The following is a 21,637-nucleotide window of genomic DNA, read 5'->3' on the forward strand; positions in this document are numbered from 1 at the left end:
CATGACCCTCCCCCTGGTCGCCATTATCGGGCGTCCGAACGTCGGCAAATCGACGCTGTTTAACCGCCTGGTCGGCAAAAAGCTGGCGCTGGTCGACGACCGCCCCGGCGTGACCCGTGACCGGCGTGAGGGCGACGCGCGCATCGGCCATTTCCACTTCCGCATCATGGATACGGCGGGGCTTGAGGAATCCGACTCGGAGAGCCTCACGGGGCGCATGCGCGCCCAGACCGAAGCCGCCATTGATGACGCGGACGCGGTGATGTTCGTGATGGATTCGCGGGTCGGCATGACCGGCGCCGACAAGGCCTTCGCCGACCTTGCGCGCCGTTCGGGCAAGCCGGTGATCCTCGTCGCCAACAAGGCCGAGGGCAATAAGGGCCTCGACGGCTCCTATGAGGCTTATGGGCTCGGGCTCGGTGATCCGGTGCCGCTCTCAGCCGAACACGGCGAGAACATCTCCGGCCTGCTCGAGGCGCTGATGCTGGCGCTGCCGGAAGCGGCGGAGATTCAGGCTGACCCCGACTTCGATCCGGAAGAGGAGATGGCCGACAAGCCGGTGCGCGTCGCCATCGTCGGCCGGCCGAACGCCGGCAAATCGACGCTGATCAACCGCATGCTGGGCGAAGACCGGCTGCTGACCGGGCCGGAAGCGGGCATCACCCGCGATTCCATCTCAATGGAATGGGCGTGGCGCGGCCAGAAGGTCAAATTGTTCGACACCGCCGGCCTGCGCAAGCGCGCTCGCATCGACGACAAGCTGGAGAAGCTGTCGGTGGCCGATGGCCTGCGCGCCGTCAAATTCGCTGACGTGGTGGTGGTGCTGCTCGACGCCACCATCCCGTTCGAGAAGCAGGATCTGACCATCGTCGATCTGGTGGAGCGCGAGGGCCGCGCTTTGGTGATCGGTCTCAATAAGTGGGACCTGGTGTCGGATCAGCCTGGCCTGCTCGGTGAGTTGCGTGAGAAGGCCTCGCGGCTGCTGCCGCAGGTCAAGGGCGCGCCGGTCGTGCCGCTCTCTGGCCTTGCCGGCGAGGGCATTGACAGGCTGATGGGCGCGGTGATGAAGGCGCATGAGGTGTGGAACACCCGCATCTCCACCGCCCGCCTCAATGGCTGGCTGGGCGAGATGGTGGAGGCGCATGCGCCGCCGGCCGTTTCCGGCCGCCGCATCAAGATCCGCTACATGACCCAGGTCAAGGCGCGGCCGCCGCATTTCGCGCTGTTCGGCAACCAGCTCAGTGAGTTGCCCAACGCCTATACGCGTTATCTGGTCAATGGCCTGCGCGAGCACTTTGACCTGCCCGGCACGCCGATCCGGCTGTCGCTGCGCACGGGGGCAAACCCGTTTGAGGGCAAGAAAAAGAAGCGGTGAGCTGGGGCTTGCTGCGAAATAGCGATGGAGGCGGGGCCATGGGCTCCGCCTTTTTTATTTGCTGTGGGCGTGCTGATGAACCGGAAAGACGTGGATGCCCGTGACAAGCACGGGCATGACGCAGCGCCGAGGGCTCTCTCATTGATTGCGGGGCATGTGAGCAGAGAAGGTCGGCATGCACAGGCCAGTTGGTTGCACAAAAAACCCGGATGCGTTGGCATCCGGGTTTTGTCAATCAGGGATTCAGCGCGGTTCAGACTTTGACGGGCGTCTGCGGCTTCAGGAACGTGTCCTGCGGGAAGTCGTAGATCAGGCCATTGTGGTTGAAGTCGGGGCGCATGAGGGCGACGATCTTTGGCGCGATGTCTTCCGGGGTGCGCAGGGTCAGCGGGTCTTCGCCGGGCATGGCGGCGGCGCGCATGCGGGTGCGCAGCGGGCCTGGGTTGACGATGGACACCCGCACATTGCTGTTGACGTTCTCCGCCGCCATGGTGCGCGCCAGCGCCTCGACAGCCGCCTTGGAGGCCGAGTAGGGGCCCCAATAGGCGAGGCATTTGTGGGCCGCGCCTGACGACAGGAAGATCGCCCGGCCGGCGTCCGAGGCCTGCAGCAGCGGATCGAGCGCCCGGATCAGCCGCCACACGGCGGTGACATTCACCGCCATCACCGTGTCGAACTCTTTCGGGGTGGTGTGGCCGAGCGGGGCCAGCGGATTGAGCGAGCCGGCGTTGGCCACCATGATGTCGAGCTTGCCCCAGCGCTCGTGCAGGACGAGGCCGAGCCGGTCGAGGCCGTCATAATCGGTGACGTCGAGCGGCACGAGGGTGGCCGCGCCGCCAAGGGCGCGGATCTCGTCGTCGAGTTCCTCCAGCGCGCCCTGGGTGCGGGCCACGGCGATGACATGCGCGCCCTGACGGGCGGTTTCCAGCGCCAGAGCGCGGCCAATGCCGCGCGAGGCGCCGGTGATCAGGGCGAGCCGCCCGGCGAGAGCCTTGCCGTCCGCCATCAGCCGGCTTCCGCGAGCAGGGACAGCTGGCGCGGGGTTTCGCCAGTAATGTCGGCTAGCGGCGTCGGATAATCGCCGGTGAAGCAATGGTCGGTGAATTGCGGGGCCGCCGGGTCACGACCTTCGGCATAACCTGTGGCGCGATAGACGCCGTCCACGGTCAAAAAGGCGAGGCTGTCAGCGCCAATATAGCGGCGCATTTCTTCCAGCGAATGGGTGGCGGCCAGCAGCTTCTCGCGCTCCGGCGTGTCGATGCCGTAATAGTCAGGATATTTGATCGGCGGGCAGGCGATGCGGAAGTGCACCTCGGTGGCGCCTGCGTCGCGCATCATCTTGACGATCTTCACCGAGGTGGTGCCGCGGACGATGGAATCGTCGATCAGCACGATGCGCTTGCCGGCGACCACGCCCCGGTTGGCCGAGTGCTTCATGCGCACGCCGGTCTCGCGGCCGGTCTGGGTCGGCTGGATGAAGGTGCGGCCGACGTAATGGTTGCGGATGATGCCCAGCTCATAGGGGATGCCCGAGGCGCGGGCGTAGCCGATGGCGGCGGGCACGCCGGAATCCGGCACGGGAATGACCACGTCGGCCTCGGCCGGCGCTTCCTGCGCCAGCTCGGCGCCGAGGCGCTTGCGCACTTCATAGACGCTGCGACCATCGACGACCGAATCCGGACGGGCGAAATAGATATATTCGAACACGCAGGGACGCGTCTGGCGCGGCTGGAACGGCTTGATCGATTCGATGCCGTCCTCGGAGATGACGACGATCTCGCCATTCTCGATGTCGCGGACGAAATTGGCCCCGATAATGTCGAGGGCGCAGGTCTCGGAGGCGAGGATGTAATGGCCGTCGAGCTCGCCGAGCACCAGCGGGCGGATGCCCAGCGGATCGCGGGCGCCGATCAGCTTCTTGTTGGTGAGCCCGACCAGCGAATAGGCGCCTTCCACCTGACGCAGGGCGTCGATGAAGCGGTCCATGAATTTCAGCCGGCGGCTGTGGGCGACGAGGTGCAGGAACACCTCGGTGTCGGAAGTCGACTGGCACAGGGCGCCGATGCGCACCAGCTGGCGACGCAGGGTCAGGCCATTGGTGAGATTGCCATTGTGGGCGATGGCGAAGCCGCCGCCTTCCAGCTCGGCGAACAGCGGCTGCACATTGCGCAGGATGGTTTCACCGGTGGTCGAGTAGCGCACATGGCCGATGGCGACATTGCCCTGCAGCCGCTCAATGGTCTTGCGCGAGGAGAAATTGTCGCCGACGAGGCCGATGCGGCGCTCGGAGTGAAAACGCTCGCCATCATAAGAGACGATGCCTGCCGCCTCCTGGCCGCGGTGCTGCAGGGCGTGCAGGCCCAGGGCGGTGAGGGCTGCGGCTTCCGGGTGGCCGTAAATGCCAAACACGCCGCACTCTTCGCGCAGCGTGTCGCCGTCAAGGTCGTCGTCGAGGCGGCCGTCGCCATGGACGCCATTCACTGCGAAGCTGGCTGAATCAGCGCGCTCGTCAGAGGACTGGGACAAAAGGGCGCCGTGGGCGCGCCGGCTTTTGTCGGTGACGTTGGCGTTACTCATGTGTTGCCACTCCGGTGCCTGGCTGGGGCCAGGCCGCTGCTCGCGCAGCTGTTTCGGTTCGGCGCCAATGCGCTCGCCAGCGTCACGGCGTGGTCCGTGCGCTGGCGGCAGACATGGCGTTTCAAGAACATGGAGCGATATATGGACACTGCCGGTCCGGTTTTCACCCCAAAACGTGACATTGGGCCGCCTCGCCGCACCTGTTGGCGAGGCCGGGCTCCCCCCTGACGCGCTGCCTGGCGACAGCCAGCGCCGTCACCGCAGCCCTTGTTGTGTCGCCGGGCCGTCTGCATGTCGCCGCCCTGTCGCTCAGGCCCCTGCGCGCAGCCGCTGCTGGATCGCCCTGCAGCCGGGTGGCGCTCTGGTCCGGCTGCGCCAGATTTGAACGGGTCCAGATGCGGCAGCTTCTGCGCCGGAACGGACGCCGCGTCAACCTTTTGCTGGCGCGCCAGATGGGCGCCAGACCTGAACGGCGCGCAGGCTTATTGGCGCGCGCCGCCGTTTTGCGGCGCGGCGTTGGGGGCGGGCAGCGGCCGGGCGCTCTCGCCTTCAGCTGGCGGCGTGTCGGCGCCGGCCTCAGGCGCCTTCTGGCGATTGCGGTATTTGGCGATGATCGCCTCGGGATCTTCCGGCAGCATGCTCTGCAGCTTCTGGCCGCTGTTCTCAAGGAAGGGCTTCAGGCGGGCGTCGCGGGCCCATTCAGGCTGCATCTTCTCGGGCACCAGCCAGCTGAAGAAGATGTAAGCGATGACGCAGATCAGCAGGCCGCGCGCCACGCCGAAAATAAAGCCCAGGGTGCGGTCGACCGAGCCGATGCGCGAATCCAGCACCAGATCGGAGATCCGCAGGGTGATGAAGGACACGATGATCAGCGTGACGAGGAAGATCGCCGCGATCGTCACCACCAGCGCGATGGTGGGATTGTTGATGTGCTGCGAGACAATGGGCAACAGCGGCTGATGCAACATCAATGCGGCGACGGCGGCGATCGCCCAGGAGGCGATGGCGAGCACCTCGCGCGTTGCGCCGCGCACGGCCGCCAGCAGCGCCGATAGCAGCACGACGCCGAGCACGATCAGGTCAAGAAGCGAAACTGGCATAGACGACACCGGGTCCGGTTAGCTGGGGAATGTCCGTAGCGCACGGGTATGCTTCTTTCCGACGAAGTGGCCAGCCTGTCAAAAGAAACCTTTCATGCGCGCTGTTGCGGCGCTTATAGCCTGAACGTCTGCCTGTCGCGCCAATCAGGCTCAGTTCATGGTGTTTCTGGCCTGGGCCTGCCGGTCTGGACTGGCCAATGGGCGTCTTGCGTCCGGCGTCTGGTGGGGCCGCCGCGACGGCGCGCGGGGCGCCTGCGCCGCACCGAGCCTCAGCCCTCAATCCTCGTCCTCGCGCTCCGGTCGGCGCCTGGGGCTGCCAGCGGCGATCAGCGCCACGAGGTCGGCGATATTACTGACGGGCGTGGTCACCGCCTCGGCGCTGGCAGGCTTGCGGGCCGGGGCGCTGGCGGATTTTTCCTGGGCCAGGGGCGGTGAGACAACGCGGCGGAAGCCTAGCTTGGCCGCCTCACGGGCGCGGGTCGCCGCCTGCACCACGGGCCGGATCGCGCCGGACAGGCCGATCTCGCCAAAAAACGCCGTATCGGGCGGCAGGGCGCTGCCTGACAGCGACGACACCAGCGCCGCCGCCGCCGCCAGATCAGCCGCAGGCTCGGTGATCTTCATGCCGCCGGCGATATTGAGATAGACGTCGTGCTGGCCGAGGCGGACGCCGCCATGGGCCTCGAGCACGGCGATGATCATGGAGAGGCGGCTGGAATCGAAGCCGACCACGGCGCGGCGCGGGGTGCCGAGTGAGGTCGGGGCGACCAGCGCCTGCACCTCGACCAGCAGCGGCCGCGTGCCCTCCATCGCCGCCAGCACCGCCGTGCCCGGCGTGTTGACGTCGCGGCCGGCGAGGAATAACGCCGAGGGATTACTGACCTCGCTGAGACCGAGCCCGGTCATTTCGAACACGCCGATCTCGTCGGTGGGACCGAAGCGGTTCTTGACGGCGCGCAGGATGCGGAAGTGATGCCCGGCCTCCCCTTCAAACGAGGCGACGGCGTCGACCATATGTTCGACGACGCGCGGGCCGGCGATCTGGCCATCCTTGGTGACATGGCCAACCAGAATCAGCGCCGCGCCCGAGGTCTTGGCGAAGCGGATCAGGTTCTGGGCGCTGCCGCGGACCTGGGTGACGGTGCCAGGAGCCGAATCGATGGCGGAGGTCCACATGGTCTGGATCGAATCGATGATCACCAGACGCGGCGGCTGGCCCTGGCTGAGGGTGGTGATGATGTCTTCGACATTGGTCTCGGACGCCAGCTCCACCGGGGCGTCGGCCAGTTGCAGGCGCTCGGCGCGCAGCCGCACCTGGGCCACCGCTTCTTCGCCCGAGATGTAAACGACGCGGTGGCCGCCCTTCGCCAGTTGGGCGCAGGCCTGGATCAACAGGGTGGATTTGCCGATGCCCGGATCGCCGCCGATCAGCACCACGGAACCGCGCACAAAGCCGCCGCCGGTGACGCGGTCGAGCTCGGCCATGCCGGTGGGCAGACGCGGCGGCTCGGCGGTGTCGCCGCGCAGGCCCTCAAGCTGGAACGTCCGGCCCTTCTTGCGCGACGTCGGGCCGCTGGCGCCGGCGATGGGCGCGGTGAGGCCTTCCTCGACCAGCGAGTTCCAGCTGTTGCAGGCGTCGCATTTGCCCTGCCAGCGCGGCTGGGTCGAGCCGCAGACCTGGCAGATGAATTGACGGACAGCGCGGGCCAAGGGGCGTAACTCCAGTTGGGCAGGCGGGGCCATATACGCGCCGCAGGCGAAAGCAAAGGGACGCCCGGCAGGCGCAAGCAAGGGGCGCGCTGCAGGCGCAAAAAAGTCAGCCCAACGCGAGCCAGTCCGCGCCGTCCTGACCAAAGCGTCAGCCGTTGCAGTGGTTTGCGCACGGCGGCGGAATCAGCATGGCAAGCGTCGTAGCCGGTTATGCGCTGTCAGCCGATGCATGCGCCAGTCAATCATGCGCGGCGCCTCCGATACATGCATGGATCAGGCCAAAGCGCTGAAATGACTCTGCCAACCGCTGCCGGCGCGGCGGGCCCTGACCCTGGCCTTGGCCCTGACCTTGGCCCTGATCCTTCCGAGGCAGGCGCACAACGCTCGACCAGTCAGGTCTGTGAGGCAGGGGCCGCGCCCGATTCTGTGGCCGCCTCAGGCTGCGCCGCCTCGGCCGCATAAATGCGCGCATAGCGCTGGCCAAGGCTGGTCAGCACCTCATAGCCGATGGAGCCGATGCGGTCGGCCACCGTATCGATATCGAGGCTGTCGCCGATCAGCGTCGCGTCATCGCCCGCTGCGACGGCGCCTTCCGCAACGTCGGTAATGTCGATGGCCAGCAGGTCCATGGAGACGACGCCGGCGAAGGGGCACAGCTGGCCAGCCACCAGCGCCGCGCCGCCTGGCTCGCCATGGGCGTTGGCCAGCGGGGCGTCGAGGTTGCGGGTGCTGGCGCTGCGCAGGAAGCCATCGGCATAGCCCACGGACACGATGGCGATGCGGCTGGGCCTCAGGGCGCGCCAGCGACCATTATAGCCGACGGTGACGCCCTGCGGCACGTGGCGGATCTGCAGGATGCGGCAGCGCAGGCTGACCACCGGGCGCATGGGATTGGCGTGGTCAGGGGTGGGGTTGCCGCCGTAGAGCGCATAGCCAGGCCGGGTGAGGTCAAAATGCGGCCGCTGCGGCAGCATGATGCCGGAGGAATTGGCCAGCGAGCGCGGCGTGGGGCCAAAACCCGCTGACATCGCCTCGAAGCGGGCTATCTGGGCGGCGTTCATCGGGTGATCGGGGATTTCCGCGGCGACGAAATGGCTCATCACCAGGGAGAGGCAGGCAGGGGGCTGGCTGGCGACGGCGGCGGCTTCGGCTTCGGTGAGGCCGAGCCGGCTCATGCCGGTGTCGAGTTGCAGGCCCGCCGGGGCGTCGCCGGCCTCGCGCCGCCATTCTTCCAGCTCGGCCACGGAGCCGAGCACCGGGCGCACGCCAGCGGCGGCGAGGCGCCGGGCCACGCCTGGCGGCAGGCCATTGAGCACATAGATGACGGCGCCGGGGGCGTCGGCGCGGGCGCGCAGCGCCTCGGCGGGGTGGGCGACGAAGAAGGTGCGGCAGCCAGCCCGCCACAGCGCCGGAACGGCCTCGGCCTGGCCGACGCCATAGGCATTGGCTTTGACCACGGCGGCGCATTCGGCGTCGCCCGAGGCGGCGCGCAGGCGGCGCCAATTGTTGGTGAGCGCCGCAAGGTCAATGTGCAGGACGCCGCCGGCCAGCTCGGGAGCGATCGCCTCGGCGGTAGATGTATGGTGCATGGCGTCCTCTCGCCCACTCGAACTAGCCCAGTCGCGCGCAAATCGGGCCGGACCCGGTCCAGGCTGCGCTGGTCAGGCTTGCCATGGCCCGGGTTTACCAAGTGTGACTGTTCCTGGTCCGATGGATCCCGATCCGGTCCTTTTGCTCAGCCCACAGGCCTTGACAGGGCGCGGCCAGGCGGCGGCGTGCAGGCGCGGCGTCGTGGCGGCAAATCACATATGGGAGGCCACAAATGACAAGTCACACATGGCAAGCCACACATGGGAGGGCGACGGGCACGTGCTCATGTCATCGCCCGTTGTCATCGCCCGTTGTCATAGCCCGTCTTAGGCCAGCCAGGGCGCCTCGACGGCGCCAGTGATATAGCGACAGCATTGCGGCGACGGAAAGACTGGTCAGGCGTGCGCGGCGTAGACCGGCCAGATCATGCTGTGGCCCGCCGGGGACGCAAGACTGGCTGCTATGGCCGCTGGCGTGCGTGCCTCGCAGCGGCGAGCGATCGCCGGTTCCCGTGGCGCACATGCGGCTGCGCCCTGCCTGCGGCGGGGCCGCCGCCGCGTGCCTGGCTCAGTAGTGCTCCGGCATGCGGTCTTCCTGAGCGAGGTTGGAGAATCGGGTGATCTCCGCCTCGAACGCCAGCTGCACCGTGCCGGTGGGGCCGTGACGCTGCTTGCCGAGGATCACTTCGGCCTTGCCGTGGGCCTGGTCCATCTCGGCCTGCCATTTGAAGTGTTCTTCGGTCCCTGGCTTCGGCTCTTTCATCTTGAGATAATATTCGTCGCGATAGACGAACATCACCACGTCGGCGTCCTGCTCGATCGAACCGGATTCGCGCAGGTCGGACAGCTGCGGGCGCTTGTCGTCGCGCGACTCGACCTGACGCGACAGCTGTGACAGGGCGATGATCGGCACCTGCAATTCCTTGGCCAGCGCCTTCATGCCGGTGGTGATCTCGGTCATTTCCTGGACACGGTTCTCGCCCTTTTTGGACGAGCCGGTGAGCAGCTGCAGATAGTCGACGATCAGCAGGTCGAGGCCGCGCTGGCGCTTCAGCCGGCGGGCGCGGGCGGTGAGCTGGGCGATGGAGATGCCGCCGGTCTGGTCGATATACAGCGGCAGCGACTGCATCTCGCGCGCCGCATCGGCGATGCGGATGAACTCATCCTCCTGCAAGTCGCCGCGCCGGATCTTGTAGGAAGCGACGCCCGACTGCTCGGCGATAATACGGTTGGCCAGCTGCTCGGCCGACATTTCCAGCGAGAAGAAGCCGACGACGCCGCCGTTCTTGGTCTCCATCACCCCGTCGGAGCGTCGCTCGGCCCGCCACGCCTTGGCGACGTTGAACGCGATATTGGTGACCAGCGAGGTTTTGCCCATGGCCGGGCGACCGGCGAGGATGATCAGGTCGGAGCGCTGCAGGCCGCCCATCTTGGCGTCGAGGTCGGTGAGGCCACAGGAGATGCCAGAGAGCTTGCCCTCACGCTTGAACGCCGCCGCCGCCATGTCGATGGCCTCGGTCAGCGCATTGCCGAATGGCATGAAGCCGCCGTCATAGCGCCCGGTCTCGGCCAGCGCATAGAGCTTGCGCTCGGCCTCCTCGATCTGGTCGCGGGGCGAGGCCTCGACCGGCGCGTCGAAGGCCAGATTGACCATATCGCTGCCGACCGAAATCAGCTCGCGGCGGATGGCGAGGTCATAGATGGCGCGGCCATAATGCTCGGCGTTGATGATGGTGGTGGCTTCCGCCGCCAGCCGCGCCATGTATTGGGCGCTGGTCATTTCGCCGCCGAGGTCGAGCCCCTGCAGGAAGGTTTTCATGGTGATCGGCGTGGCGATCTTGCCGGCGCGGATCAGCTGTGACGCCACCTCATAGATGCGGCGGTGCGCCTCGATATAAAAATGTTCCGGGTTGAGGAAGTCGGACACCCGGTAATAGGCGTCATTATTGATCATCATGGCGCCGAGCAGCGCCATTTCTGCTTCAAGGTTATGCGGCGCGACGCGATGCGCCGGTTCGGCTGATGTCTCGAGGCGAGTGACGAGCGCGTTTGCAGACGACATTTTCCACCAGAACATTAACCATGACGGAGAGGGGGTAGTGATAGCACGTCGGGGCCGGCTGCGTCGTCACAATCCGCCCGCCAGGCAGGCGTGCCTGGCGTTCGTCAACACTCGCCCACAGGGATTCACACCCTGAGGTCATGCGGCTTTGACGGGGCGGCTGAGCAGGGCCGCGGTGAGTCGCAGGACGGAAACGACGAACGGTCAGGGCCCGGTGAGCATGACCCAGCGGGTTGTGGTCAGTCCCCGACGGCGCTGGGTCTTGATGGTCTCAGCTGCGCAAGTAGCGTCGCGCCCGGCTCAGGCTGCGGGCGCATGGCGCAAAAAAAACGGGCGCCCCGGAGGGACGCCCGCCAACTTTCCGTTTGGGAAAGCAGGGTCTCAGAGCTCGACGTCGTCGCCGGCTTCGGCCAGGGCCGCTCCAACTTCCAGGCCGAGGTCGTCGAGGCTGGTCTCCTCACGCACCACGGCGTCCTCGCCACGGGCCTGACGCTCGGCCTCTTCAGCGCTGCGCGCGATGTTGATGGTCACGGTGACCGCAACTTCCGGGTGCAGGTTGATGGCGACCTCGTGCAGGCCGAGATTCTTCAGCGGGGCGTTGAGGTCGACCTGCTGGCGGGCGACGGTGAAGCCGCCTTCGGTCAGGGCGTCAGCGACGTCGCGCGACGACACCGAACCATAGAGCACGCCGGTCTCGCCAGCCTGACGGATCAGCACGAAGGCTTCGCCGTTCAGGGTCTCGGCGACCTTCTCGGCCTCGCCGCGACGCTCAAGGTTGCGGGCCTCGAGCTGGGCGCGCTGCTCTTCGAAGCGCGACAGATTGGCCTTGGTGGCGCGCAGCGCCTTGCCCTGCGGCAGCAGGAAGTTGCGGGCGAAGCCGTCCTTGACGCGGACGGTCTCGCCCATCTGGCCGAGCTTGGCGACGCGCTCGAGAAGAATGACCTGCATGATATGCTCCAATGTTTACTGTGTGTGCGCGGCGCCTGCTGTCAGGCGTCGTTGGCGGGAGGCGGCGGGCCATTCCTGCGGAAGGCCCGGGCAATGGAATCGAGAATGCCGCCGACTGCCAGAGCCGGGACAATCCAGACGAAAAACGGAATCATCAGCGCGTAGAGGGTCGCGAGGATGAAGGGGCGGGCGGTCTTGCCATTCAGCGCCAGATGCAGCGCGCCAAGGCACTGCAGCGCATAGGCCGCGCCCAGGCCGCCGGCTAGCGCCACGCCGGCGAGGCCGATCAGGTCCTGGGCGAAGACGGCGAGGGCGAAGGCGATGGCGAACAGGCCGAGCGCCGCAAACGGCATGCGCGCCGCGGCCAGCACTGGCCAGGGACGCTGGAGCCGGCCGCTGGCGGCGACGATGCGTGCGGCCAGCCACAGATTGAGCGCCTGCATCGGCACGAAGGAGGCGGCGACCAGCAGCGGCGCGGCAGCGATGACGGTGCTGGCGAAATCATTGGCGTCGACGCTGTCGGGCAGCATCGGCGCGCCAGCGTCCTTGCTGGCCTGCAGCATGGCGTTGAGCCCGGCCCGCATCGTCTTCTCATAGGCCTCATAGGAGCCGCCGATGGCGATGACGCCGAGCACGGTGACGAAGGCGGCGACGCCAGCCAGCCAGAACAGCAGATTGCCGAGCGGATACCACTCGCTGTGGCCGTCCTCGTCGGTGCGGCCAAGCATCAGCAGATAGCCGATCCACCACGCTGGCAGGGCGAGGCCGACGCCATAGGTCAGCGCCGTGGTCATGCCGCCTGTGGCGCGGAAGGCGATGGCGCAGGCGATCACGCCAGTCGCGGCGGCGATCAGGCCGGTGAGGTGACGCCAGCCGATGGTGACGATGAAAATGGGCAGCGGCGCGAGATAAGACAGCAAAATGGCGGCCGGAGATCCGGAGATCACCACCGCGAACAGGAGGGCCGAGGCGAGGCCTGCCCCAATGCCTGTGAGAAGCTGTATCTGCATTGTCCTGCTGTCCCGCTGCCTTGGCAGGGTTAGGGGAAGGCCACGCCGCCCCAACAATACCGGATCCCGTCCGGCGACCTGATGTGACCGGCGCATGGTGTCCGGTCGGAGGGCGCAGCCCGGGCAGCCGGGATGCGCGGAAGCTGTGACAGGCGCCGCATAAGCGGCGCTGTCAGCGCCTTAGCGAATGACGTAAGGCAGCAGGCCGAGGAAGCGGGCGCGCTTGATGGCCTGGGCCAGCTCGCGCTGCTTCTTCGCCGACACGGCGGTGATGCGCGACGGCACGATCTTGCCACGCTCAGAGATGTAGCGCGACAGCAGACGCGTGTCCTTGAAGTCGATCTTCGGCGCGTTCGGGCCCGAGAACGGGCAGGTCTTGCGACGGCGGAAGAAGGGGCGACGCGGAGCAGCAGCCATGATCAGTTCTCCTCGCTGGAAGCAGCAGCCGAAGCCTCGGCGTCACGGTTGCGGTCACGGCGCTCGCCGCCGCCACGGCGCTCACCGCCGAAACGGTTGCCGCCGCCGAAGCCGCCACGCTCGCCGTCGCGGTCACGACGGTCGTCGCGATCACGCTTCTGCATCATCGCCGACGGGCCTTCTTCCAGGGCCTCAACGCGGATGGTCATGAAGCGAAGCACGTCTTCGCTGATGCCCATCTGACGCTCCATCTCGGCGACCGCAGCGTGCGGGGCGTCGATGGTGAGGAGGGTGAAATGCGCCTTGCGGTTCTTCTTGATGCGATAGGCCAGGGACTTCACGCCCCAGGCTTCGACCTTGCGAACCGAACCGCCGGCGGCTTCCAGCACGCCCTTGTACTGCTCAACCAGCGCTTCGACCTGCGCCGCGCTGATGTCCTGGCGAGCCAGGAAGATGTGTTCATAAAGCGCCATAAATCGGGCCTCTTCTCAGTGGTTCACATCGCTCTGGCGCCAAGCCCTTCGAGCCTCGTTGTTGCAAGGCCCGAGCGTGGGTTCGAAGGCGGAAACACGGGATAGGACCAGGGTCCCCCGCCTTGAGACGGGCATCCGTTCAGCTTCCGGCCAGAGCCGACGTGGAAGTGGGTCCCCTATAGCATTGCCGGGGCCTTGGCAAGGCGGCGGCGTTCGCTTCAGGGCGCTGATATGCGGTGGGCGCCGGTTTTTCGGGCAGTCGCCTTCGCCGGGCGCGCTGGCCGGGAACGATGACGGCTGACGTCGCCGGCTGACGCGTCGGATCGACGGCGGGATTCGCAGGGGGGCCGCGGTGGCCGGCGGGCGCGCAGGGCCGGCGCGCGCCAGCCGCCGCTCCCCGGAAAATACCCTTGCGGCCGGAAAATACCCTTGCGGAATGACGCGTGGCGCGACAGCGCGCCGCGCGATGTACGCGCCGGTTACGCCCGGTTACGCCCGGTTTGGCGCAGGTCGGCGGGACGCGACGAGGCCCCGCAATGTAAAGGATGGCGCAATTCTTGATTAATAGCGTTATTTGACATTGTTCCGGATGGAACGTGCCCCTGCACTTGCCGCAGTACCCCGCATCCACGCGCTTTTTCTGCGTTACTGGCCAACGTTCGGGGGTTGCGTCACGGCAACATGGGTGTTGGGTCGCAGGAAGAGCGCGGCGGACGGGCGTCATTTTACAAGGCAAGGCGGGGAATTTGGGTCATGAAGCGCGCATTTGGTTGTGACTGACCGGAAAGTATTAGTCAGTGCGCAAAGTTGCGCTATTATTTGTGCGTCTGGCGCGTTATCTTTGCGGCAAGTTGATGGACAGGTGCGTGCGGCGGCGGGTCGACCCAGCGACATTTTTTCAGGGAGGCTGTGATGTTGCAATTTGCGACGATATTGAGCGTCATCGCCGTCATCGCCCTGACACAGGGTGGATTTCTCGTCAGCCTGTGGTGGATGGACCGGGGCAGCGCCGCGGTGGCCTGGTGGGCGGCGGCCTTCGCTGTGCTGGCCGCCGGCTGCGGGCTGACGGTCTGGCAGGTGTTCAACGGGCCCGCCGTTGCAGGCGTTGCGGGCGCTGCGCTGATTGTCTCCTCCTTCGGACTGATCTGGCAGGCGGTGCGTCTGTTTGATGGTCGCGCTGTCATCTGGCCTGCGCTCGCCGGGGCGCCCGTGATCTGGTTCGCCATTGTGATGGCGGTTGGCGCCGCCGTGGACGTCAACATGGTGATCACGTCGGCCGGGCTGCTGTGCTGCGGCTACGTGCTGCTGGCGCTGTATGAGGTCTGGCGCGGCCGTCGCGAGGCGTTGCCGTCACGGCAACCTCTGGCGGCGGCGCTACTGGTCGTGCTCGTCTGCCTGTTGGTCCAGATCATGCTGGGCGCCGGGCCCGGGCCGGCGGGCGTAGCCACGCGCGCCATGCCCTATGGCGTCTGGCTCACCCTGGCCGCAGCGATCGCCATTTCGACGGCGGCGGCGCTGGCGCTCGGCATGTCGCGGGAGCGGCGCCAGCGCAGCCATGAGGTGGTCACGGCGCTGGATCCGCGCACTGGCGCTCTTAGTCTCGGGGCGTTTCTGGCGCCGGCGGCGCGTCTGGTGGCGGCGCAGCTCAGGCTGGGCGCGCCAATGACCTTCGTGTCGATCCAGCTCGATGGCCAGCCGCCAGCCAGTGTCGAGGCGAGGCTTTGCGCCATTCATGACCAGCTGATGGAGCTGACGCGACCGTCGGACATTATTGCCCGTGGCAAGGCCGGCGCCATCGCCGTGGTGATGCCTGGCGTCGAGCCTGATATTGTCGCCGTGAAAATGCGCCGGGTTCTGGAGCGTAGCGCCGCCGTTGTCGCCGAACCGGGCGATGCCGGCGTCTGGTCGCGTAAAACTGCGGTCGACGATACGGATGTGACGTGGGAAGCGCCAGTGCGCGCACGGGTGGGCATGGTGAGTTCGTCGGAAGTCGGCCATGACCTGCGCGCCATGATGCTGGCGGCGGAAGCGGCGGTCGACGACGCCCGCAGCGCTGATGGGGCGCATTTCTCTGACACGCTGGTGACCTATAGCGCCCGTCGACCGGCGGTGAGTCGTTCGGCCAGCAGCTGGCCTGGCGGGGTGATCCTGTCGCGCCTTGGCGACGCCCGCCACGCCGGGGCCTTCAACGACTGACGCTGAGCGCCGGCGCCGCCGCTCCAGTGGCGCGGCGAGGGGCGATGACCGGAAGACTTGCCCTGAAGCAGACTTGCCCTGGATATGCGTAGCGACCAGTGACGCGCCGTGCAGAACAGGCCCGGCGCATGTAACCCCTCGCTTGCCGACCTGGCAGTCTGACTCGCGTCTGGCAGGGCGTCGCGGCGGACGTCAGTCCTGGTTGAGGCGCTGGTCGAGGAAGGCGAGGGTGCGCTGCAACGCCAGCTGCGCGGCCGCCGCGTCGTAACTGGCCCGGGCATCACAGTTGAAGCCGTGGTCAGCCTGGTAGACGTGAATGTCCACCAGCTGCGCGTGTCGGGTCTGCAGCGGCAGCACCCGGTCGACCGGGATGTGGGCGTCGTGGGCGCCGAAATGCCCGAGCACGGAGCATCGCGGCGTCAGATCGCCGAGGCCGTCGACGCCGCCGCCATAATACATCACCGCAGCGGACAGGCCCTCCAGGGCGTGAGCGGCGCGCCAGGCCAGCTGGCCGCCCCAGCAATAGCCGACGACCGCCGTGCGGCCCGCCAGCGCCACATCATCGATCGCCGCCTGGATATCCTGCATCACGGCCTCGAGGTCGCACTGGCCACGCAATTCCATGCCGCGCGCCACGTCGGCGGGCCCGTAGCCCAGCTCGGCGCCGGGGGCGACGCGATCATACAGCGCCGGAGCGATGGTGACATAGCCGGCGCGGGCGTAGGTGTCGGCCACGGCGCGGATATGCGGGTTGACGCCAAAAATTTCCTGCAGGATGACGACGCCGCCGCGCGGCTCGCGCCGTGGCTCAACCCGATAGGCTGAGAACACGAAGCCATCCGCGGCTTCAAGAGTGACGATCATGCCCTCAGTGACGCCGTTCATGGCCGCTTGCCCTCCGCTGTCGCGTCGCCGTCGTCAGGCGTCGGCGCTCTTCTGATCTGTCGTTGAGGGTATTGTGCAGCAGGAACACCGTATCTGCGCAACAATAAATCATCGTCTGCGCCATTTCCTGCGGCTGGATGCTGTTGCCGCACGGACAGTTGGCCGCTGCGCTGGGTGGCGGAGGGGCAGGGCGCGCCTGTTGTGAAGGATACGGCGAAACTGGGTGCAGGGGGTGACAGGGAGGCGGCGACCGGCGGGGCCACTTTCAGCGGCCGTTGCGTCAGACGACTTGCGTTGGCCGCACGAAAGTTGTCTGGCTGCGGCGTCGGCGTCGGCGTCGGCGTCGGCGTGCGGCGCCGGCCTAGGCGGCGTTTACAGGCAGTGGAGGCCAGGGGATGAGCAGCGGAGATGCAGGCCAGCGCGGCGGGCCGCGCCTTGGCGTCAACATTGATCACGTGGCGACGGTGCGTAATGCGCGCGGCGGCGCGCTGCCGGACCCGGTGCGGGCGGCGCATCTGGCGGTGGCGGCCGGCGCCGATGGCGTCACCGCCCATTTGCGTGAGGACCGTCGCCATATCCGCGACGACGACATCCGCCGGCTGAAGCAGGAGCTGACGGCGCCGCTGAACTTTGAGGCCGGCGCGACGGCGGAGATGATCGGCATCGCCTTGCAGGTGCTGCCGCATGCGGTCTGCCTCGTGCCGGAGAAGCGCGAAGAGCGCACCACCGAGGGCGGGCTCGACGTGGTGGGGCGGCGGCTTGAGCTGGCGCCGATGATCGCCGATCTGGGCGCCGCGGGCATCCGGGTGTCCTTGTTCATCGAGGCCGATCCGGCGGCGCTGCACATGGCGGTGGAGCTGGGCGCGCCGGTGGTGGAGCTGCACACCGGCGCCTATTGCGATCACCATGACGCCGGCGACAGCCGCGCAGCCTTGCGTGAATTGCAGCGCATCCGCGCCGCCGCCGCGCTTGGCGCTGAACTGGGACTGGAGGTCCATGCCGGGCACGGTCTGAACTTCGATTCAGTGGGGCCTGTGGCGGCGATCAGGGAGATCGCCGAGTTTAATATTGGGCATTTTTTGGTCGGAGAGGCGATCTTCACCGGTCTCGCCGATGCGGTCGGCGAGATGCGGCGCCGGATCGTGGCGGCCCGGCAGGACTGAGCTGCGCGGCGGCTTGCCGCTCCGCACTGCTGGATTGGCAAGGGCCTCGCGCGCCTGCGCCATGCCCTGTACGCGGTCTGCCGTGCGGGCGCATTTCGCCATCCGCGTGATGGGGGCGCCCGCTCATCCCGCTGCGCCAACTCAAATGGCGGTTTGCGTTGCGTAAGGCGATAGCCGCGCCCTGGGGAACCTGGGAGCTTTAACGGCGCGGCGTGCATGGCGCTGCTCACCAGGCGGTGATTGGCGTTCGATTTTTTGGCCGCCGCATTTTTGTCAGCGCGCCGCTTGCCACTTGCCCCTTGCCCCTTGCCGCTTGCCTACTTGTCCTGGCCTGTTCCCGCGCGCCGCCGCACAGCCGTCGTGGCTTCCGCCCGTCCCTGGGCGCGTCAATGCGGCGCCGCGATGTAATCACAGACCTGCACGACAATGATCATGGCATTGCGCCTATCAATATTTTGCGATCTGTGCAGGTTGATACTCTTTATGAGCGAGAATCGGGCAACAACCAGTAACCACGCCGTCACGTCGTCGTGTGCATATGGTGAAGTCTACGGTGACGCGTCCGGGTACTTGTGAACCCCAGCGCAACGCTGCGCGCCACGACCCCGCGTCACCGTCCAGGACAGCGTGTGCCGCCAGCCAGCAGGCTGGCCAGGTGAATCCGGCGCCCTGGGCGCCGAACTGGGGGTAGCAATGAACGGCATGAGCAAACTGCTGGCCGAGGCCTATGGCACGGCCCTTCTGGTATTTTTCGGGTGTGGCGCGGTGGTGTTGTCGACGGGCGCCGGCCCTGGCACCGCCATGGGCCTGTTGGGCATCGCCTTTGCTTTCGGCATTGGCCTGATGATCGCCGCTTACACCATCGGCGGCATCTCCGGCTGTCACATCAACCCCGCCGTGACCCTTGGCTTCCTCGCCTCGGGCCGCATGGGCGTGGGCGACGCGGTTGGTTACATGATCGCCCAGGTGATCGGCGGCGTCATCGGCGCCGGCCTTCTGGTGCTGGTGCTCAGCGACAAGGTGGGGGGCTATAACGTCGCCCAGTCCGGCCTTGGCCAGAATGGCTGGGGCGAGGGCTATGGGGCCGGCTATGGCCTGATGGCCGCATTCCTCGTCGAGGTGCTGATCAGCTTTATCTTCGTCTATCTGATCCTGCAGGTGACGAAGCCTGCGGCCAACGCCGCCATCGCCGGCCTGATTATTGGCCTGACCCTGTTCGTCATCCATGTGGTGTTCATCAATGTCACCGGCGTGTCGGTTAATCCGGCCCGCAGCCTTGGCCCCGCCGTGTTCGTCGGCGGCAAGGCGCTGTCACAAGTCTGGCTGTTCATCGCAGCGCCGCTGATCGGCGGGCTGATCGCCGGAATTATCTCCCGGGCCGGCGATACGGAGCGTCTGGCCTGACCGGCTGATGCCAGAACCCGATGCGTATGACCCATCGGGTTCTGGTTAAGCCCGTGCGGCGCCTGAGCATGTCAGGATGCGGATGCGTCAGCATCTTCGCATCCTGGTATGAGGCAGCGATCAACACCCGTGTGATCGCCCGAAGATGTTGCAGGCGGCGCCATTGACCTGGCGCCGCCTGTTTTTTCGTCGGGAAGCGGCCATTACCGGGGCGGCGGCTCCCGCCAGCACTTGCTAGCCGTTGCCGGCCTTTGCCAGCCTCCGCCAGCACTCGCCCGCGTTTGCCGGCCTCAGCCGGCCTGCGCTGGGGCGGCGCCGGTTCCGTCGGCAGGCCGGATGGCCTATATAGCGCTGTCGCTTCTGACCTTGTCGTTTCTGATATGGCCGCCTCGGGATGGCGCATGGTTCGCTGTCTTCACCCGCACACCGGAACACCCATCCATGATCATTGGCCTTGGCTCTGACCTTTGCGACATCAACCGCATCGCCCGGTCGATTGAGCGGTTCGGCGACCGGTTCACCCACCGCATCTTCACCGAAGGCGAGCGGGCGAAGAGCGACCGTCGCGCCACCCGCGCCGCATCTTACGCGCGCCGCTTCGCCGCCAAGGAGGCGTGTTCGAAGGCGCTCGGCACCGGGCTGCGGCTCGGGGTGTTCTGGCGCGACATGGAGGTGGTCAATTTGCCGGGCGGGCGTCCAACCATGCGGCTGAGCGGCGGCGCCCTCGTGCGCCTCAACCAGATGATCCCGGCGGGCATGCGCCCGGTGATCCATGTGTCGCTGACCGATGATCCGCCCATGGCCCAGGCCTTCGTCATTATCGAGGCGCTGCCCGCTCTGCCGGAGGGGTGAGCGTCCGTCAGGCGATACACGGTGAGAGGGGGGCGACGAGGGCCAGTCCCGCCAGGGCACAGCGCCGCCGGGTACGGCCCCGCTTGCGCCGCATTCGGCGCAGATAGAGCGCTGGCACATCAGCGCTGACCGTCGGGGCTTGCTGCAGGGGGGGCTTGCGTCGGGTCATTGAGCCTGGCCGGGTCATGCGCTATCCATGGCGCGCCTTGCTGGCTGGCGCAGACGCGCAGCGACGGGGAGCGTTTCGAAACACAGTCCGCCGGGGCCGCAGTGCGGCTGGCGAGGGAAGCCCGCTGCATGGCGCGCACGGAAGTCGACAGGAAAGACAGGCAAGCCAAGGAGGGCAGCCTCTACGAGACCATCAAGGTTATCGTGCAGGCCCTGCTGATCGCGGTTGTGGTGCGCACGCTGCTGTTTCAGCCGTTCAACATTCCCTCAGGTTCGCTGATCCCGACGCTGCTGATCGGCGACTATCTGTTCGTGTCGAAATACTCTTACGGCTATTCGAAATATTCGATCCCGTTCAGCCCGCCGCTGTTCAGCGGCCGGGTGCTGGCGTCCGAGCCGAAGCGCGGCGACGTGGCGGTGTTCAAGCTGCCCAAGGACAACGCCACCGATTACATCAAGCGCGTCATCGGCATGCCTGGCGACCGCATCCAGATGCGCGACGGCCGACTGTACATCAACGACCAGATCGTTGAGCGCAAAAAGATCGAGGATTTCATCACCACGGATTCGTGGGGGCGGCAGGTCCCGGTGCCGCAATATATCGAGACGTTGCCTGGCGGCACCAGCCACCGCATCATCGAGCGTGACGGCGACAAGGGCTATTGGGACAACACCTATGTCTACACGGTGCCCGCCGGCCATTATTTCATGATGGGCGACAATCGCGACAATTCCACCGACAGTCGCGACGAGGCCAGCGTCGGCTATGTGCCCTTCGTCAATTTTATCGGCCGGGCTGAGCTGATCTTCTTCTCGGTGAAGGAAGACGCCGCCGCCTGGCAGTTCTGGAAGTGGCCCTGGAGCGTGCGCTGGGACCGTCTGTTCACGAGAGTTCGTTAAGCAAAATGGCGTCCCGCAAACCATCGCTGGCGGCCCTAGAGGCCGCCATTGGCCATCGTTTCAGCGATCGCAGCCTGCTTGAGCGCGCCCTGACCCATGTCAGCGGCGCCGACGACCGCATCGGCTCGTATCAGCGCCTGGAATTTCTCGGCGACCGGGTGCTCGGCCTTGTGGTGGCCGAGATGCTGTTCCGCAGCTTCCCCGCCGCCGAAGAGGGCGAACTGTCCCGCCGCCTCGCCGAGCTGGTGCGACGCGAAACCTGCACCGAAGTGGCCAAGGCCTGGGATGTGCCGCCGCATCTGCGCCTCGCCGCCGGCGGCGCCTTCCCGCGCGCCCGCCAGAATGTTTCGCTGCTGGCCGATGTTTGCGAGGCCATTGTCGGCGCGGTTTACCTCGACGCTGGCCATGAGGCCGCCGCCGCCGTGGTGCGCGCCGCCTTCGAGCCGCGCATGCACGCGCCGCGCCGGCCATTGCGCGACGCCAAGACCACGCTGCAGGAATGGGCGCACGCCCGTGGCCTGCCCAATCCGGGCTACGAGCTGGTGGAGACCACAGGTCCCGACCACGCGCCGGTGTTCACCATTTCAACGCTGGTGGAAGGCTATCCGCCCTGCCTCGGCAAGGGCGCCTCGAAGCGCACCGCCGAGCAGGACGCCGCAGGCCAGTTTCTGGCGCGCGAGGGCGTCGACAGCTGAGGACAGACGTGGTGCGGCGTGTGGGCTCGCGTTGCAGCGCGCCAGCTGCCCTGGGCGGCGCGGCCGTGGCGCCTTGATGGGGCAGGGCGCGCGTCGCATACCCTGACATCAGC

The 21,637-nt window shown here is 66.9% G+C and carries 18 protein-coding genes; 7 read left to right on the forward strand and 11 right to left on the reverse strand.

The genetic code is table 11. The features are described from left to right. The first annotated feature begins 1 nt into the window (after window position 1). Window positions 2-1,375, forward strand: a complete 1,374-nt coding sequence (der, locus tag AC6A67_RS00250) for a ribosome biogenesis GTPase Der (protein WP_498034508.1) — start codon at window positions 2-4, stop codon at window positions 1,373-1,375. 253 nt (window positions 1,376-1,628) lie between these two features. Here the strand turns inward: der and AC6A67_RS00255 are convergent, their stop codons facing one another. The 10 genes from AC6A67_RS00255 to rpsF form a co-directional block, all read right to left on the reverse strand. Further along, complete coding sequence (locus AC6A67_RS00255; protein WP_498034509.1) at window positions 1,629-2,381, reverse strand: SDR family NAD(P)-dependent oxidoreductase; 753 nt, start codon at window positions 2,379-2,381, stop codon at window positions 1,629-1,631. Further along, window positions 2,381-3,952 (reverse strand): amidophosphoribosyltransferase, encoded by a 1,572-nt coding sequence (gene purF / locus AC6A67_RS00260; RefSeq protein ID WP_498034510.1) that lies wholly within the window; start codon window positions 3,950-3,952, stop codon window positions 2,381-2,383. The genes AC6A67_RS00255 and purF overlap by 1 nt, the downstream gene beginning before the upstream one ends. 482 nt (window positions 3,953-4,434) lie before the next feature. Further along, window positions 4,435-5,052: a CvpA family protein gene (locus AC6A67_RS00265; protein WP_498034511.1), complete on the reverse strand. Its 618-nt coding sequence runs from the start codon at window positions 5,050-5,052 to the stop codon at window positions 4,435-4,437. A 276-nt stretch (window positions 5,053-5,328) separates the two neighbouring features. Continuing rightward, entirely contained in the window at window positions 5,329-6,762 is a 1,434-nt protein-coding gene (gene radA / locus AC6A67_RS00270; protein ID WP_498034512.1) for a DNA repair protein RadA, read from the reverse strand. A gap of 392 nt (window positions 6,763-7,154) precedes the next feature. Then, the gene (gene alr / locus AC6A67_RS00275) at window positions 7,155-8,351 is read right to left on the reverse strand and encodes an alanine racemase (RefSeq protein WP_498034513.1); all 1,197 of its coding nucleotides are present in this window, start codon (window positions 8,349-8,351) and stop codon (window positions 7,155-7,157) included. A gap of 568 nt (window positions 8,352-8,919) precedes the next feature. Continuing rightward, a complete protein-coding gene (locus tag AC6A67_RS00280) occupies window positions 8,920-10,413 on the reverse strand; it encodes a replicative DNA helicase (RefSeq protein WP_498034514.1) in 1,494 nt (497 codons plus the stop codon). A 381-nt stretch (window positions 10,414-10,794) separates the two neighbouring features. Then, window positions 10,795-11,361, reverse strand: a complete 567-nt coding sequence (gene rplI / locus AC6A67_RS00285) for a 50S ribosomal protein L9 (protein ID WP_498034515.1) — start codon at window positions 11,359-11,361, stop codon at window positions 10,795-10,797. Window positions 11,362-11,402: 41 nt separating this feature from the next. Continuing rightward, window positions 11,403-12,371, reverse strand: a complete 969-nt coding sequence (locus AC6A67_RS00290; RefSeq protein WP_498034516.1) for a DUF2232 domain-containing protein — start codon at window positions 12,369-12,371, stop codon at window positions 11,403-11,405. 180 nt (window positions 12,372-12,551) lie between these two features. Further along, the gene (gene rpsR / locus AC6A67_RS00295; protein ID WP_191318772.1) at window positions 12,552-12,788 is read right to left on the reverse strand and encodes a 30S ribosomal protein S18; all 237 of its coding nucleotides are present in this window, start codon (window positions 12,786-12,788) and stop codon (window positions 12,552-12,554) included. A 2-nt stretch (window positions 12,789-12,790) separates the two neighbouring features. After that, window positions 12,791-13,261, reverse strand: a complete 471-nt coding sequence (gene rpsF, locus AC6A67_RS00300; protein WP_498034517.1) for a 30S ribosomal protein S6 — start codon at window positions 13,259-13,261, stop codon at window positions 12,791-12,793. A gap of 912 nt (window positions 13,262-14,173) precedes the next feature. Between rpsF and AC6A67_RS00305 the strand changes: the two genes are divergently transcribed. Then, window positions 14,174-15,457 (forward strand): hypothetical protein, encoded by a 1,284-nt coding sequence (locus tag AC6A67_RS00305; protein ID WP_498034518.1) that lies wholly within the window; start codon window positions 14,174-14,176, stop codon window positions 15,455-15,457. Between the two features lie 192 nt (window positions 15,458-15,649). Here the strand turns inward: AC6A67_RS00305 and AC6A67_RS00310 are convergent, their stop codons facing one another. Then, window positions 15,650-16,342 (reverse strand): dienelactone hydrolase family protein, encoded by a 693-nt coding sequence (locus AC6A67_RS00310; RefSeq protein ID WP_498034520.1) that lies wholly within the window; start codon window positions 16,340-16,342, stop codon window positions 15,650-15,652. A gap of 395 nt (window positions 16,343-16,737) precedes the next feature. Here AC6A67_RS00310 and AC6A67_RS00315 point away from each other — a divergent pair, with 395 nt between their 5' ends. The 5 genes from AC6A67_RS00315 to rnc all read left to right on the forward strand — a co-directional run bounded on the left by AC6A67_RS00315 (window position 16,738) and on the right by rnc (window position 21,524). Beyond that, on the forward strand, window positions 16,738-17,505 hold the full coding sequence (locus AC6A67_RS00315; RefSeq protein WP_498034521.1) for a pyridoxine 5'-phosphate synthase: 768 nt from the start codon (window positions 16,738-16,740) through the stop codon (window positions 17,503-17,505). 702 nt (window positions 17,506-18,207) lie between these two features. Beyond that, window positions 18,208-18,909: an aquaporin gene (locus tag AC6A67_RS00320; protein ID WP_498034522.1), complete on the forward strand. Its 702-nt coding sequence runs from the start codon at window positions 18,208-18,210 to the stop codon at window positions 18,907-18,909. A gap of 441 nt (window positions 18,910-19,350) precedes the next feature. Then, window positions 19,351-19,761 (forward strand): holo-ACP synthase, encoded by a 411-nt coding sequence (gene acpS, locus AC6A67_RS00325; RefSeq protein ID WP_498034523.1) that lies wholly within the window; start codon window positions 19,351-19,353, stop codon window positions 19,759-19,761. Between the two features lie 297 nt (window positions 19,762-20,058). Next, window positions 20,059-20,829, forward strand: coding sequence for a signal peptidase I (lepB, locus tag AC6A67_RS00330; RefSeq protein ID WP_498034524.1), 771 nt, complete (start codon window positions 20,059-20,061; stop codon window positions 20,827-20,829). Window positions 20,830-20,834: 5 nt separating this feature from the next. Continuing rightward, a complete protein-coding gene (gene rnc, locus AC6A67_RS00335) occupies window positions 20,835-21,524 on the forward strand; it encodes a ribonuclease III (protein ID WP_498034525.1) in 690 nt (229 codons plus the stop codon). Window positions 21,525-21,637 lie beyond the last annotated feature (113 nt).

Source organism: Camelimonas sp. FR25 (assembly GCF_059740505.1).